Source organism: Desulfatiglans sp. (assembly GCA_012513605.1).
Lineage (GTDB): Bacteria > Desulfobacterota > DSM-4660 > Desulfatiglandales > HGW-15 > JAAZBV01.
This window is the reverse complement of record JAAZBV010000046.1, coordinates 1-15,855: the sequence shown is the minus strand read 5'-3', so window position 1 is coordinate 15,855 and position 15,855 is coordinate 1. Positions and strand designations below refer to the sequence as shown.

The 15,855-nt window shown below is 43.3% G+C and carries 11 protein-coding genes and 1 pseudogene; 10 read left to right on the top strand and 2 right to left on the bottom strand.

The features are described from left to right. Positions 1–402: 402 nt before the first annotated feature. From GX654_06285 to GX654_06275, 3 genes are all read left to right on the top strand, one after another. Positions 403–2,481 (top strand): TonB-dependent receptor, encoded by a 2,079-nt coding sequence (locus tag GX654_06285; protein NLD36460.1) that lies wholly within the window; start codon positions 403–405, stop codon positions 2,479–2,481. Positions 2,482–2,913: 432 nt separating this feature from the next. Next, complete coding sequence (locus tag GX654_06280; protein NLD36459.1) at positions 2,914–4,083, top strand: TraB/GumN family protein; 1,170 nt, start codon at positions 2,914–2,916, stop codon at positions 4,081–4,083. 226 nt (positions 4,084–4,309) lie between these two features. Next, positions 4,310–6,679: a PAS domain-containing protein gene (locus GX654_06275; GenBank protein NLD36458.1), complete on the top strand. Its 2,370-nt coding sequence runs from the start codon at positions 4,310–4,312 to the stop codon at positions 6,677–6,679. Here GX654_06275 and GX654_06270 read toward each other — a convergent pair. After that, complete coding sequence (locus GX654_06270) at positions 6,672–7,865, bottom strand: U32 family peptidase (protein NLD36457.1); 1,194 nt, start codon at positions 7,863–7,865, stop codon at positions 6,672–6,674. The two genes, GX654_06275 and GX654_06270, sit on opposite strands and share 8 nt — an antisense overlap. 134 nt (positions 7,866–7,999) lie before the next feature. On the opposite strand from GX654_06270, the gene GX654_06265 reads away from it, so the two are divergent. Genes GX654_06265 through GX654_06255 form a run of 3 tightly spaced genes read left to right on the top strand, consistent with a single transcriptional unit; the run spans position 8,000 to position 10,714 of the window. Then, a complete protein-coding gene (locus tag GX654_06265) occupies positions 8,000–8,821 on the top strand; it encodes a fumarylacetoacetate hydrolase family protein (protein NLD36456.1) in 822 nt (273 codons plus the stop codon). 24 nt (positions 8,822–8,845) lie between these two features. After that, positions 8,846–10,393, top strand: coding sequence for a methylmalonyl-CoA carboxyltransferase (locus GX654_06260; protein NLD36455.1), 1,548 nt, complete (start codon positions 8,846–8,848; stop codon positions 10,391–10,393). Between the two features lie 9 nt (positions 10,394–10,402). Further along, positions 10,403–10,714 carry an acetyl-CoA carboxylase biotin carboxyl carrier protein subunit gene (locus GX654_06255; GenBank protein ID NLD36454.1) on the top strand — a complete coding sequence of 104 codons (312 nt, stop codon included), beginning with the start codon at positions 10,403–10,405 and terminating at the stop codon, positions 10,712–10,714. A 43-nt stretch (positions 10,715–10,757) separates the two neighbouring features. Here the strand turns inward: GX654_06255 and fusA are convergent, their stop codons facing one another. After that, on the bottom strand, positions 10,758–12,791 hold the full coding sequence (gene fusA, locus GX654_06250) for an elongation factor G (GenBank protein NLD36453.1): 2,034 nt from the start codon (positions 12,789–12,791) through the stop codon (positions 10,758–10,760). 260 nt (positions 12,792–13,051) lie between these two features. On the opposite strand from fusA, the gene GX654_06245 reads away from it, so the two are divergent. The 4 genes and pseudogenes from GX654_06245 to GX654_06230 all read left to right on the top strand — a co-directional run bounded on the left by GX654_06245 (position 13,052) and on the right by GX654_06230 (position 15,855). Next, the gene (locus GX654_06245; GenBank protein NLD36452.1) at positions 13,052–13,678 is read left to right on the top strand and encodes an endonuclease III domain-containing protein; all 627 of its coding nucleotides are present in this window, start codon (positions 13,052–13,054) and stop codon (positions 13,676–13,678) included. A gap of 39 nt (positions 13,679–13,717) precedes the next feature. Beyond that, complete coding sequence (mltG, locus tag GX654_06240; protein NLD36451.1) at positions 13,718–14,740, top strand: endolytic transglycosylase MltG; 1,023 nt, start codon at positions 13,718–13,720, stop codon at positions 14,738–14,740. A gap of 292 nt (positions 14,741–15,032) precedes the next feature. Beyond that, positions 15,033–15,269, top strand: a complete 237-nt coding sequence (locus GX654_06235) for a hypothetical protein (GenBank protein NLD36450.1) — start codon at positions 15,033–15,035, stop codon at positions 15,267–15,269. 47 nt (positions 15,270–15,316) lie between these two features. Continuing rightward, positions 15,317–15,855: pseudogene (locus GX654_06230) on the top strand (transposase).

Genomic DNA, 15,855 nt, shown 5'->3' with positions numbered 1-15,855 from the left:
TTCCGCAATAGTATTTGTGTTGCTTTGTATAAAATTTCATCTGGCCTTCTCCTTTTCTAATGGGTTTTTGGTTTTCTTCGCAAAAGAACTATATACCATTAGAGGAGGAGGCCTTAAACATTATCAACACAGAGAACCATGACCCTGATACATGCCCCATTTGCAGGCAGCTTAATCAGCTTTTAAGAAGCCATTTTGTCCTCACCTCCGTAGTCATCCTTAAAATATTGAGCAGTTTTTCGGAAGCGCAGGCGGCAATTTCAAAGGGATTCATCAGTAAAAGCTTTAAAAGTATCATTCCAAGGGCGCCTCCTTTTTTATTTCAAGTCTGAATATGTATTTCTAAAACTTGATTTTATTAAACTGTTTAATCTTAACAAATAGTTATTGGAGGAGTTTTTTATGTTTCAAACAGGCAGGATGTTATTAATTACTTTGCTTCTTGTTTTTGTATGCCACAATATTTCGGGCAAAGAAGCAGGAGACAAAAGGGAGAAAAATAAACAGGGGGATGAGGTTTATGAGCTTGCCCCTGTTGTTGTTCTTGGAAAATCTATAAGTTACGAAAACCGTGAGATAGGAGATAAGGCGCTCTTAACGCACAAGGTGGTTGATCTGGCAGAGATATTGTCAGATGAGATGGTTGAGGTGCAGATGATAAGGAAAAGCGGTTATGGAAATGAGGTATCCATACGTGGTTTCGGGCAGGAGAATATCAACGTGCTTATTGATGAAGGGATACTGGAAGGGGCATGCGGGAGCAGAAAAGACCCTGCGCTTTCTCACATCAATATGCTGACTGTTAAGGAGCTTGTTGTAAAGCAAGGGCCGTTTGACGTTACAAAACCAGGGTACCTTGGTGGATATATCAATGTCATCACCAAAAAGCCCGATTCAGGGTTTAGCGGCGAGATAGTATCAAGGGCCGGAAGTTATAGCTTTTTAAGCAATGGTTTTATGGTTACAGGTGGAAACGAATATGTCAAAGGGCTGCTTGGCTATAATTATTCAAAATCAGGGCAGTATGAAGATGGGGCTGGTAATGTCATCTCACAGGTGCGGGATGGGGTTGCAGCATCCTATAATAATGCGGGTATAAATGCAGATTCATTTAAAAAGCATGACCTGTGGGGAAAGATAAATATAACACCATCTGAAAAGCTATCTCTTCTGATTGAGCATACACACGGCGAAGCGAGAGACATCCTCACACCCAGGGTGGTATTTGATACTGAAAAGGAGATAAACAGGTTCAGTAAGATAAGCCTGTCCATTGATAATGCTAGCGGTTTTTCCGATAAGCTTACTCTATTCATTTACAGAAATGCCATAGAGCATTACCCCTTTCAGGGTTTTAGAAATGTGCCTGTGCCAAAAAATAACATTGTGGAATCGGTTATCACCGGCGGGGGCATCAGCAACATGGTTGAAACAGGGTATGCGGATATTATGTATGGTGTTGATATATATCACAGGAGGTGGTGGGGTGATGTCTACAACAGCCTGACCGGGGCGCTTTTAAACGGGTACCTCATACCAAATGTGAAGAGCTTTAATATGGGCGCATTTTTTAAGGCGGATAAGAGGGTTGATAAATGGGCTTTTAGCATTGGATTAAGATATGACAGGTTCAGTCAAAAGGCAGATGAAGAGCTTGTTTTTACACAGGGTATAACCTCTTCAAATAAACAGAGAGACTCGCTTCCGGGCGGCTATTTAATGGCTAAATACTATCTCCGCGACGGCATTACGCTATTTAGCGGGATAGGGGGAAGTCACAGGCCCCCTACATCAGCGGAGCGTTACATACAGGGCAGCGCAACATTTTTTGGCAACCCCGACCTTAAGCCTGTATCAAACAGTGAATATGATATGGGTATCACAATTGAAAATAAAAGATGGGAGATCAGCGCAAAGGCATTTTATTCGGATCTGGATGATTTCATTTACCAGGAATTAAATTCAGCGGTATATCAGAGCTACACAAATATAGATGCCCGCATTCTTGGAGGGGATATAAAATTCAGGGTGGATATTCTCGATTCTTTTACTTTGAATGGCGGAATGGCTCTTCAGAGGGGCTACAAAGACAGTTTTCCGGATAACAACAGGGAAAAGGCGCTGGGGCAGATAGCGCCGCTCAAGACAAGGCTCTCTCTTGACTTTCACAGGGCAAGGCCATTTGATATTGAAGATACTGAACTATATTCCACCATAGAGTGGGTGCACTCTGAAGATGCTGATCATATTGATCAGGATGCGGGTGAGGTGCCCATTACAGGCTGGGATATTATGAATATAAGGATAGGATACAGGTATAAATCGGTAGTTTTTAATTTTGGGATAGAAAATGTGTTTGACAGGCTTTATACTGTAGCCAACTCTTACGAGTGGGATGTTGTAGGCGGAACAGGGGTAAACCCGGCAATAGTAAATGAACCGGGGAGGTTTATATACGGGAGCGTGGCATTTAACTGGTGATTCATATGAGGTTTTTATTTATGTGGAATGGTGTCATAAAAACCTTCATAATGTCGGGAAAATGGCAGTCATAAAAATGGCAATATGCGTGTCATTTTGGCAACATATTGAAAATACAATAGAAATTAATTAACTCTGGTTTTGGCACGCACATTGCTATATATAAAGTTAACATCAATAGATGCTTCTCGGGTGCGCGTGAATCTTTTTTGATGTGCTACTCAATTTATAAAAAAATTTATTAAGAGATTCGCACTCCTAAAACAACGGCTTTCTGGGAAGCATATATTGATAAAAAAGAGGAGATATATATTTCCTCTTTTTTTTTGCCATTCGGCTGCTTTTTTACATTTCTGTGATTTTTCTTGACATACCTCGGTGGGTCTGTAATTAAACCAGCTTTGTTTTTTTACTTTATTAAAACAGGAAATCATAATGATCGACAATAACGATGTACATCGGCTTACATATAATGGGAAAAATATCACCATACTCGGTACCGCCCATGTCTCACAGAAGAGCGCTGACCTTGTACGTGAGATAATTGAGGATGAAAAACCTGACACAGTCTGTATAGAGCTGTGCGATTCAAGATTTCAGGCCATGACCCAGAAACAGAAATGGCAGGATACAGATCTTTACAAGATCATTAAAGAAAAAAAGGCCACCCTTCTTTTAGCCAATTTCATGCTTGCCTCCATACAGAAAAAGATCGGTAAAAAACTGGGTATAAAGCCGGGTGAGGAGATGGCCCAGGCCATAAGATCTGCTGAGGCAGCCGGTTCAAAGATACACCTGGCTGACCGTGACATAAGGACTACTCTATCAAGGGCATGGCGGACAATAACCTTCTGGGAAAAAATGAAGCTCATGGCACAGTTTTCAGCCTCCATATTCGGTGTAGATGACATAAGTGAGGAGGAGGTGGAAAAGCTCAAGGATAAGGATATGCTTGAGACCCTCCTTTCCGAGATAGGCGAATCACAGCCAAAGCTCAAGACAATACTTATAGATGAAAGGGACCAGTATCTTACAGAAAAGATCCGGACAGCACCCGGTGAAAAGATCGTGGCGGTTGTAGGCGCGGGCCATGTCCCAGGCATTAAGGCTGGATGGGAAAGAAGTATTGATTTAAATGAGCTGGATAAAAAGCCTGAAAAGGGGCACTGGGGTGCGATCCTTGGCTGGGGCATACCGGGTCTGATAGTTGCACTTATAGTCGCGGGATTTTTTATGGGGGGTAAGGATGTGGGCACTGAGATGCTCCTGTTTTGGCTCGCGGCAAATCTTATCTTTACCGCAATAGGCGCAGCCGTCGCATTTGCGCACCCTCTTACCATTATTGCTGCGGCCCTTTCTTCACCCTTTACCTCTTTACATCCGCTCATCGCCTCGGGCTGGGTTGCAGGCATTGTGCAGGTCCTGATCAGCAAACCAAAGGTGAGGGATTTTGAGTCGCTGCCTGATGATATTACCTCTGTTAAAGGGTTCTGGCATAATAAGATAACAAGGATTCTCCTTGTGGTTGTTCTCACGAATCTGGGCACAACCTTTGGAAATTTTCTGTCGATAATTATTTTTCCTTTAAAGACCTTCTGGTAGTAGCACCCATGAATACAACATATTGAACCTGTTATGTTATTCATTTGGCTCTGTTGTGTTTTTTTACGATTCCAACAAATGGCCTTTAAATCGTTGACATGATCAATATGATATTTCTATTGATTGTTGCCTTTTTATATGGATAATTACCTCTTTGTGTTACTCTGTTTTACCTGAGATGCTTTATCTCCTCAGTCAAATGTAATAGCGCTTTCAGAGGTTAAAAATGGCAGACAGAAAACCCGACACACCGGACAGAGCCATTATCAGTGAATCTAGCCAGGTAATGGGCAATGACCTTTGTAACGATATTTCCGGTTATATCAATAACCCTGCACAATTAAGAGATATACTCGAATCAAAGAATGATCCACTGGTAATCATAAATGGTGAGCATATGGTATTTGCGGCAAACAATAAATTTGCCGAAATGCTGGGGTACAGCCATGATGAACTGGCAAAGCTGCATGTATGGGACTGGGAAACCCTTTTTACCCCTGAACAGATAAAACAGGCATCAAATGTGATTCAGGATACACGTGTCAACTTTGAAACCATGCACAGGAGGAAAGACGGCGCCCTTGTTAATGTGGAGCTGTTCGGGCAGTCATTTAAAAAAGATAATGAGATATGGCAGATCTGCCTTTGCAGGAATATTGCTGAACATAAAGAGAGAGAGCTTGAGATCCAGAGGTACCAGCACGACCTTTCCGAGACCCAGCGCATTGCCCATATAGGAAGCTGGGAACTGGACATTGAAACAGGTGAATTCCGCTGTTCTGATGAGTTGAAAAGGATATGGGGTGTTGAGGGTGTAGAGGAAAACAGGATCCTGAATATTATGGAACATAGGATACACCCTGAAGATACATATAGACTGGATTCCACGATTAAGGAATCCATAAAAAACGCATTGCCCTATGATATTGAATACAGAATAATAGATAAGCAGGGCAACAACAGGCATATGAACACCCGTTCAAGGGTAATGAAGGATGCAGATGGTAAGGCAGTCCGTATTTATGGCATATGCCAGGATATTACAGACCAGAGATTAGGGGAAGACGAGAGGCGCCTCAACGAGAAGAGGTTGCTGCAGACGCAGGAGATCGCCCATATAGGGACATATGAATATAATGTCAAAGCCCAGGAACTCTGGTGGTCTGATGAGCTCTATAAAATCTTCGGGATAGATAAAAAACAGGGAATAAGCTCGGAAAAATATCTTAGTTATGTTCACCCTGATGACCAGGAACGTCTTAAGGTTGCCCTGCAAGTCGGAAGGGAGGATTACTATATAGAATACAGGATTGTCAGACCCAGCGGCGAGATACGTTATATCTCCAACTATGTTGGCAAACATGAATACAAAAATGGCGAGCGTTATCTGATTAGAGGGACAGGGCAGGATATAACAGAGCGTAAACTCATAGAACAGGAAAACAAGCAGCTCGAACTAAAGCTTAACCATGCCCAGAAGATGGAGACCATAGGCACCCTAGCAGGGGGCATAGCCCATGATATAAACAATATCCTCGGAATTATCATCGGGAACACAGAGCTCTGTCTTGATGATGTGCCTGTGATGAGTCAGTCCCATTCAAACCTTGAAGAGATAGTAAAGGCGGTATTAAGGGCAAAGGAGGTGATCAGGCAGCTCCTTACATTCAGCCGGAACATTGATGTGAAAAAGGAGAAAATTGATATTGTTACGGTTGTTAATGACTCCCTAAAATTTTTGAGGTCATCCATATCTGCAACAATAAGGATTGAAAAACAGATAAATGTGGCTAATCCATTTCTGATTGCCGACCCGACACAGATAAACCAGATCATCATGAACCTATGCGCAAATTCTGCCCAGGCAATGGAGGAGAGCGGCGGGACAATTAGTGTGAAAATGGAAAATGTTGCGGTAAACCATGCCTCTGATGACAATGAACTGCTTGCAAATGGCGAGTATATAAAAATCGTTATCAGTGATAACGGCCCGGGTATCCCTTCTGCTATCCATGACAGGATTTTTGACCCCTATTTTACAACAAAGGAGGTAGGCAAGGGTTCAGGCATGGGCCTTGCGGTTGTTCAGGGTATAGTAAAAAAACACAGGGGTTCAATAAACCTGAAAAGCGATAAAGGTAAGGGCACTACCTTTACCATTCTTTTACCGGGTATTAATGAAGATAAAGTTGTTAATGATGGCAATGGTATAAAGAGATTTCCTTTGGAAAAAAGGATTTTATTTGTTGATGATGAGGAGCAGATAGCAAAGGTGTCCAGCCGCATGCTTGAAAGTCTGGGCTATATTGTTGATGCTGAGACAAATCCCATTGACGGGTTGGAGCTTATAAAGAAAAGGCCGGAGAGGTATCACCTCGTAATCACTGATATGGCAATGCCGCAGATGAACGCCCTGATGTTTTTTGAGGAGATACGTAAGATAAGAAAGGATATGCCGGTTATACTCTGTTCTGGACATAACCCCCTTGTGGATGCGCAAAAGGCGCTCGCGGCAGGATTCTCCGCCTATGTGCTTAAACCATTCACAAGGCTTGAGCTTGCCTCTGCTGTGCAGAATGTATTTAAAGTTAAGTAGTCTTTATCCTTCTAAGTATTGTGTAGGGCACAAGCTCCTCATCAATAAGTATGAACTGTGAGTGGTTTACCTCATCAAGTCTGTGGCCGTTTTTTGTTATAAGAGGTAAAGACATCTTTATCTGTGTAATTGACCCGTCAGTATTCAGCACCTCAAGCTCCTCACCTGCAAATATCTTGTTTCTTACCTCAAGAACCGGTTTGCCATCATATCTTTCTTCTGTGATGTTGCCCACAAATACAGATTCCGAACAGGAGCCGCTCTCTTCAATCTGGTAGTCATTTTTGTCTATGTACCCCTTCATGAAACCGGTTGAGAGACCGCGGTTGGGCACCCTGTTAAGCATCTCAAGGCCCTGTTCTTTTGTAAACCTTTTGCCGTCAAGTATCTGCCTGTAAAAGGAAACCACTGTTGCAAGATAGTGAATGGATTTCATCCTCCCCTCTATCTTTACTGATGCTATCCCTGCTTCAATGAGTTCAGGAATAAATTCAAAGAGGGCTGTATCCCTGCTGTTTAAAAGGTACATACCCCTTTCATCCTCAAAAACAGGCATGTATTCATTTGGCCGTGTCTCCTCCATGAGATAATATTTCCACCGGCACGGGTGTTTGCACTCACCCCGGTTTGCCCTGTAGCCTGTCAGGTAATCGCTTATGGCGCACCTGCCTGAATATGAAAAACAGACTGCCCCGTGTATGAATACCTCTGTCTCTATTATGCCCTTTGTCTTCTGCACTATTTCACTGATCCTCTCTATTGAAAGTTCCCTGGCAAGTATAACCCTTGAGGCGCCGAGCTCATGATAGGCTAAAGCTGCCTGAAAATTTGTGGTGTTTGCCTGGGTGGATATAAAGAGCCCTGCCTTGATGTTAAGCCTTTTGAGCTCCCTTAATACCCCCATGTCTGAGATTATGAATGCATCTATACCCATCTCATCAAGGGCTCGGGCGGTTTCAGTTAACCTTTCAAATTCATCTGAAAATGGGTAGATGTTCAGTGTAACGTATCCTTTTTTCCCCCTCTTATGGAGGTAATCTATGCCCGCCTGTGCATCAGCAAGCGTAAAATTACCTGCAAAACTCCGGAGTGAACCGAATTCAGTGCCGAAATATACAGAGTCAGCGCCATACATAACCGACCATTTAAGTTTTTCAAGGTTCCCCGCAGGGGCAAGCAATTCCATATATGTTCCTCAATTCTGTAAGATGAATGGTTTTATAACAGAATATTGCCATATAGGACATCTAATTATTTAATTTGACTGAGAATGTTGCCATGTGTTAAACCATCTTGCTTTTAAAGGAAGGTTTTATTTGAATGAAGATTCTCCAGTACATGGATAAAGACCTGGTACAGCTCGGGGTGGTTGATCATGGGATGGTTTATCCAATTGATTTTTCCGGTGATATGCTTGATTTTATTACCCTCTCACCAGTGGTAACGAAAAAAGGCACACCTATCCCTACTGAGATGATAGATTATGCCCCTGCCATCACCAGGCCATCAAAGATAGTATGTGTCGGGCTCAATTACCTGGATCATATAAAGGAGAGCCACGGTAAGGCGCCTGACAGGCCGATACTCTTTTCAAAGTTTTCGACAACTCTTTTAGGTCACAATAAAGAGATCATATGGGATACAGCCATTACTAAAAAGGTGGATTTTGAGGCGGAGCTTGCGGTGATAATAGGCAGGAAAACCCGCAACTGCCCTGTTACAAAGGCGATGGAAAACATCTTCGGGTATACATGCTCAAATGATGTGAGCGCAAGGGATCTCCAGTTCGGGGACGGGCAGTGGGTAAGGGGAAAGTCTCTTGACACATTCTGCCCAATTGGGCCGTGGATCGTGACAACTGATGAGTTAAAGGCGCCCGAGTCCCTTTATATTAAATGCAGCCTTAATGATGTGCTTATGCAGGATAGCAACACCGATCTGATGCTTTTCAAAGTAGCTGATCTGGTCAGTTATATCTCCTTTAATTTCACACTCCTTCCGGGTGATGTCATCCTAACCGGTACGCCACACGGGGTCGGGACATTTCGTGAACCATCCATCTATATGAAGGATGGGGACAGGGTTACAGTAGAGATTGAGGGGATAGGAGAGCTTACAAATTTCTGCAAAACTACAGTATAAAAGATGTGAAAGGTTATTTTACTTATGACAATAAAAGCAAAGATAAACGAATTTCTCTCCCGCGCCTCGCGTCTTGTTAAGGGCGGGGGTGAGGCATCAGCGCAGAAGCAGATCAAGAGCGGAAAGCTTAATGCCAGGGAGAGGATAGATAGAATACTTGACAAAAATACATTTTTTGAGACAGACCTCTTTGTGGAGCACACTGCAAAGGATTTTGGCATGGAGTCACAGAAACTTGCAGGGGACGGTGTTATAACCGGTTTCGGCAAGGTGGGCGCAAGGGCTGTTGCCCTTTTTGCACAGGATTTCACTGTGGCAGGGGGCTCACTTGGAAAGGCACATGCGGGCAAGATCGTGAAGATTATGGATTCAGCAGGGGATATGGGTATACCGCTTATAGGGATAAATGACTCTGGCGGTGCAAGGATACAGGAGGGTGTTGATTCACTGTGCGGGTATGGTGATATCTTTTACAGGAATACGCAGCTTAGCGGTGTTGTACCTCAAATTTCCCTTATCCTTGGCCCATGTGCCGGGGGTGCAGTCTATTCTCCGGCATTAACCGATTTTGTCTTTGTTGTGGATAAAATCTCCAATATGTTTATTACAGGGCCGCAGGTAATAAAATCGGTAATAGGCGAGGAGATAGATGCAGAAAGGCTTGGCGGCGCAGTAACCCATGCCGCATTAACAGGCAATGCGCATTTTTATGCAAAGACAGAGTTAGAGGCCTTTGAACAGATAAGGGCGCTGCTCTCATTTCTACCATCCAACAGCACTGAGATGCCGCCTAATCAGGATGAATACAAGTCACCAGTTAAGCCCCTTGAAGAGCAGGATGTTTTACCAAATGACCGGAAAAAATCCTATGATGTAAAGGATATCATTAAGGGGGTGGTAGACAGCTCTTACTTCTTTGAGGTGCAGGAGCATTTTGCCAGGAATATCGTTGTCGGGTTCGGGCGCATCTGCGGAAGGCCGGTGGGCATTATTGCAAATCAGCCCAGGGTGCTTGCTGGCGTTCTTGATGTTAATGCATCTGACAAGGCGTCAAGATTCATAAGGTTCTGCGATGCATTTAATATCCCCCTCTTAACCTTTGTGGACACACCGGGATATCTGCCGGGCATAGACCAGGAGCATTCAGGCATAATAAGGCACGGGGCAAAGCTTTTGTACGCATACAGCGAGGCAACAGTGCCCAAGTTTACTGTGGTGATGAGAAAGGCATATGGAGGCGCATATATTGCCATGTGCAGCAGACATCTTGGCGCAAACACGGTAATAGCATGGCCCACAGCAGAGATAGCGGTAATGGGGCCTGAAGGGGCTGCAAACATCATATTCAAGAGAGAGATAGCAAACAGCCATGACCCTGAAAAGACAAGGCTTGAAAAGGTAAAGGAATATGAGGAGAAGTTTGCAAACCCCTATGTGGCCGCTTCAAGGGGTTATGTGGATATGATTATAGAGCCTCATAACACAAGGGATGCGCTTATCAGGGCGCTTGAACTTGCCAAGACAAGGCGTGTTGCTAAATACAATAAACGGCACGGGAATCTGCCTCTTTAGGATATTAAAATGGACAGGAAGATACAGCGTCTCATTATTGATGATACAGGGTATGAGACTGAGATACCTGATGGATATATCAGGAAGGTAATAAAAGAGCCTGCCGGGCAAAAGGGTATACGCGCGGTAATACCGGGGGTAATATCAGAGGTCAGGGTGCGAAAGGGGCAGACAATATCTAAAGGGCATGTAGTTGTTATGCTTGAGGCCATGAAGATGCTGAATGCAATCGAGGCTGAAATTGATGGAAAGGTAGCAGAGATACTTGTTGCTGCCGGGGACAGGGTTGCAAAAGGGCATCTTTTGATAAAGATGGAATAATTTTTAACCCTTTTGCCTTGAGCCTTTTGCCTTGCGCCTGATTTTATACCTTGTCATAATGGCTGAACTGCATGCTGTAGGTTGCCCTGCCCTGGGTCTCTGATCTGAGTGAGGTGGAGTAGCCAAACATCTTTGACAGCGGCACGCTTGCATCTATCACCTGAACAGGCCCCTTGGCAGTGATCCCCTCAATCTTGCCGCCCCTTGAATTGAGACTCCCTATTACATCCCCCATAAACTCATCAGGCACCAGCACCTCAACTTTCATAATGGGTTCAAGAAGCTGTGGTTCGCCTTTGACACAGGCATTGTTAAAGGCCATTGTTGCGGCCACCTTGAATGCCATTGCGTCAGAGAAAGATTCATCTACCTTTACATCAATAAGTGTTGTTTCAACATCAATAACAGGGTAACCCATCATGATGCCGCCTGATGCGGCCTCGTTAATGCCCTCTTTTATGGCATCAATGAATTCCTGTTTGAGCGCAGGGTGGGCGCATTTGTTTGCAAACTGGTTTCCGCTTCCCCTTGCAAGTGAAGATATCTTTATCTTTACACCGGCAAAATGTTTCTGGCCTGCCAGCTCTCTTTCAAAGGTCTCTTCATGCTCCACATCCTTTGATATGGTCTCCCTGAATACCACCTGCTGCTTGCCCTGGTTTGTATCTACCTGATATTCCCTTTTTATCTTTCCGATAATGATATCAAGATGCAACTCACCCATGCCTGAGATAATTATCTGCCCTGTTTCATCGTCTATACGATACTTGAATGTGGGGTCTTCGTCAGTAAGTTTGGCAAGCACATCAAGGAGCTTATCCTGATCCTGTACCTTTTTGGGCTCAACAGCAACAGATATAACCGGTTCATTCACATTTATCGCCTCAAACAGGATGGGTTTATCTTCAATGCAGAGTGTATCGCCTGTGCTGGAGATCTTTAAACCCATTGCCGCTACAATGTCCCCTGCTGATGCGGTCTCTATGCGCTCACGTTTGTTGGAGTGCATCTTTAAGAGCCTTGATAACTTTTCCTTAACCCCTTTTCCAGGGTTGTAGACCGTGTCACCGACATTAAGGGTGCCTGAGTAGACCCTGATAAATGTCATTTTCCTGCCCTGATCCATCATCACCTTGAATACAAGGGCTGCAAATGGTCCTTTAGGATCTGAGGCCCTTGTCTCCTCCTCACCGCTTTCAGGCAGGCACCCTTTAATGGCCGGCACATCTATGGGCGATGGCAGGTAATTGACTATTGCATCGATAAGGGGCTGTACCCCCTTGTTTCTAAGAGAGCTTCCACAGAAAATAGGCACGCATTCAAGCTTTACTGTGGAGGAGCGGATTGCCTTTTTAATATCTGCTATATCTATCTCCTCTTCTGCCAGATACTTTTCCATTATGGTGTCATTGTATTCTGATAATATCTCAAGGATATGGTCACGATAGATAAGCGCCTCATCCATCAGCTCTTCAGGGATTGGGAACTCGCTGTATTCCATGCCAAGGCTCTCTTCATTCCATGCAATAGCCTTCATCTTTAAGAGGTCTATCACACCTTTGAAACTGTCTTCTGAACCCCAGGGTAGCTGGAGTATAAGAGGTTTTACTCCGAGACGCCCTTTCATCATCTCAACAACCCTGAAAAAGTCTGCGCCTGTCCTGTCCATCTTGTTTATGAATGCTATTTTGGGGACTTTATAATGGTCGGCCTGGTGCCATACTGTCTCAGACTGTGGCTCAACACCGCCCACAGCGCAGAAAATACCTATGGCCCCGTCAAGCACCCTTAATGACCTTTCTACCTCAATGGTGAAATCAACATGGCCGGGTGTATCTATTATATTGATTACATGATTGCCCCAGTTGCAGGATGTAACAGCAGATGAAATGGTGATGCCCCTTTCCCTCTCTTCAAGCATCCAGTCCATTGTGGCCTCGCCATCATGCACCTCACCCATCTTATGCACCTTGCCTGTGTAATAGAGGATTCTTTCTGTAGTAGTGGTTTTACCTGCATCAATATGGGCAATAATGCCTATGTTTCTTGTATATGTAAGTTTTGGAACCGGGGCCATATGTTAATTTCTCTTGTAAAAAATAGTTATTATAAATTTGTGTTCATATAAAAACTTTTGTTTTTGTATGAAAGCAGTCAGCCATAAGCGTTTAGCAAAAGGCATTCAAAATAAAGCCCTGGCTGACAGCTGACAGCTGATGGCTTTATTCTGACCGTTTGACACGAGGCGTAAATTTAAGGTATCCTTCCCCGCCTGTCAAGGTAATTACTGTGTATTGAAAAGGATGGATTGTGTCAGGATATACTCAAAATAAACTAATGGAGATGTTTCGCCTGATGTTTGATCGTTTCGGGCCCCAGTACTGGTGGCCTGGTGACGGGCCATTTGAGATGATGGTAGGGGCTCTCCTCACCCAGAATACAAGCTGGACAAATGTGGAAAAGGCCATTAATAACCTGAAGAGAATGAACCTTCTCACAGTTCAAGCCATCCATGAGGTCTCAAAAGAAAAACTTGCAGAGGTTATCAGGCCGGCTGGTTATTATAATATTAAAGCGGCCAGGCTAAAAAATCTTGTCAGCATGCTTATGGAAAGGTATGAGGGTGATATATTCAGGTTGTTTGATGAGGATGCTGATGTTCAGCGTGAAGTGTTATTATCTGTTAAAGGTATAGGGCCTGAGACAGCAGACAGTATTATCCTGTACGCTGCGCATAACCCGGTGTTTGTTATTGATGCATACACCTACAGGATACTCAATCGTCATAATATGGCAGATGATCAGGCTGCATATGATGAGATACAGGAGTTGTTCATGTCAAGCCTTGAACCGGATCATGAGCTCTTTAATGAATTTCATGCCCTTATTGTAAAAACAGCAAAACTCTATTGCAGAAAAATCCCTCAATGCGATGAATGCCCCCTTAATGGGTGGGAAAGATAATAGGGGCCATTGATTTTATATATATGAAAAGGGTGATCCATGTCGGTATTTAAAATAAAGAAGGTTTTAATCATATCAGTTACCATTTCAATTCTGGCAGTCGCTGGCATTATTACCGGAACAGGGTTTTATCTGACTGCCCCGATGGCTCATCATGGGGACAACAGGGTATTCATCATACAGAGTGGCATGAACCTTAGAAATATCTCTGATCTGCTTGAAAAGGAGGGGCTTATAAGAAGCAGCCTTGCATTCATGATCAGGGTAAGGTTAAAAGGCATGGGCCGCATGATAAAGGCAGGAGAATACAGCCTTAATCCTTCAATGACCCCTGAAAGAATCATGGAGATGATTACAAGGGGTGAGGTTGTTGCATACAATGTGACCATCCCGGAGGGTTTTACCATAGCGCAGATTGCAGATGTGCTTTCATCATACAGCCTGATTACTAAAGAAGAATTCCTTCAGTATGTGAATCAGCATGATATAGAGAAGATGTATGGATTTATAGGCCCCGGGCTTGAAGGATATCTTTATCCTGATACATACCGCTTTGCACGGGGTCTTTCTGCAAAGGCCATTGTTGATGCTATGATCATGAGATTCAGGACAATAACAGCACCCCTTGAAGGCCGTATACTTGAAAGCGGAATAAATCTGCATGAGGTTATCACCCTTGCTTCAATAGTAGAAAAAGAGACAGGCAACCCGGATGAAAGGCCGCTCATTGCCAGCGTTTTTCTTAACCGGCTTAAAAAGAATATGAGGCTGGACAGTGACCCGACTGTTATTTACGGAATGAAGGATTATTCAGGTAATATCAGGAAAAAGGATCTTGCCGCCTACAGCCCATATAACACATATGTGATAAAAGGGCTTCCGCCAGGCCCAATAGCAAACCCTGGGTATCATTCCATAAAGGCAGTGCTGTTTCCGGCGGATACAGAGTTTCTCTATTTTGTCTCTAAAAATGACGGGTCTCACCATTTCTCAAAGGGGCTTGCTGAGCATAACAGGGCTGTCCGCATTTATCAGAAAAACGCATTAAAAACAAAGAATTAGCTGACCGCTGACTGATTTGTCTCTTTCTGGATCAACACTGCCTAATTGCCTGTGTGTAAAAATGTTATCCTTTTACCTTTTTTTGGTATCCAATTTGCAATAATAATATACAGATTTGTTAAGCGATAGGGGTTTATCCCATAAGCTTTGAGAATAATTGATAAAAAGTATAGCATTATAGGGCATTGAAAGGTTAAAAGCGAAAAAAAGTTTAAAAAAAAATACATAGCAATATTTATTGTATATTTTTTAATAGGTTTCACTGTTACACAATGAAGAAAGGAGTCATAACATGTTAGCATTAATACTTATAATAATAGTCACGGTCTTCAGCACCTATGTAAGCTGCTCAATAAATATTGGGGATATAACTTGGCTGGATTATTACCAGGGGGTAATGGCAGGGTTTCTCGCGAGCGGCATTATCCTTCAGATCTCAAATAAGTGGAGAAGGGTAAAGGAGTTACAGAAACGCTCCCAGACCTTTATGAATAATCTGAAGGACTGGAGTGATGTGCTTCTTTCATAATTGAATAGCTGAAAACAGAACCATTAAATTAGTGCCTGGGTTCGCTGATAATGCGCTCAGGCATTGCCACTTTAATGAAACGTCTCTTAACTGGCTATGCAATTTATTATAACAGGAGGCACAACAGACATGGACAACTTTTTCAGAACAGGTATAAGTCCATCATATGCCAGGAAGATGCCTATTTGCTGGAATTGGTTCGTTATATACATCTAAATCCATTGAGGGGCAAAATAGCAGTTGATTTAGAAGCATTGAATCGTTATCCCTACTGTGGCCATAGTGCTTTGATGGGTAATCAAAAAAGAAAATGGCAGGATACAGAATATATTCTCAGGCTTTTTGGTAAAAGATTGGGTGAAGACAGAAAACAATATTTATCATATGTGGAAGATGGGGTTTCACTCGGGAGGCGGCCTGAATTGGTTGGAGGAGGCTTGATAAGAAGTCTTGGTGGTTGGGATGAGATCAAGAAGATAAGGTTGAAAGGCCAGGATCGAATAAAAAGCGATCAACGGATATTAGGAGAAAGTGATTTTGTAATAGATGTTCTGTCAGAATCTGAAGAGCAATTTTCCAGGAAATA

Bases quoted from the DNA above. Each gene is read 5' to 3' on its own strand.
- GX654_06255 (NLD36454.1), top strand. From the start codon at position 10,403: ATGGACAGGAAGATACAGCGTCTCATTATTGATGATACAGGGTATGAG.
- GX654_06235 (NLD36450.1), top strand. From the start codon at position 15,033: ATGTTAGCATTAATACTTATAATAATAGTCACGGTCTTCAGCACCTAT.
- GX654_06265 (NLD36456.1), top strand. From the start codon at position 8,000: ATGAAGATTCTCCAGTACATGGATAAAGACCTGGTACAGCTCGGGGTG.
- GX654_06260 (NLD36455.1), top strand. From the start codon at position 8,846: ATGACAATAAAAGCAAAGATAAACGAATTTCTCTCCCGCGCCTCGCGT.
- mltG (NLD36451.1), top strand. From the start codon at position 13,718: ATGTCGGTATTTAAAATAAAGAAGGTTTTAATCATATCAGTTACCATT.
- GX654_06275 (NLD36458.1), top strand. From the start codon at position 4,310: ATGGCAGACAGAAAACCCGACACACCGGACAGAGCCATTATCAGTGAA.
- GX654_06285 (NLD36460.1), top strand. From the start codon at position 403: ATGTTTCAAACAGGCAGGATGTTATTAATTACTTTGCTTCTTGTTTTT.
- GX654_06245 (NLD36452.1), top strand. From the start codon at position 13,052: ATGGAGATGTTTCGCCTGATGTTTGATCGTTTCGGGCCCCAGTACTGG.
- GX654_06270 (NLD36457.1), bottom strand. From the start codon at position 7,865: ATGGAATTGCTTGCCCCTGCGGGGAACCTTGAAAAACTTAAATGGTCG.
- fusA (NLD36453.1), bottom strand. From the start codon at position 12,791: ATGGCCCCGGTTCCAAAACTTACATATACAAGAAACATAGGCATTATT.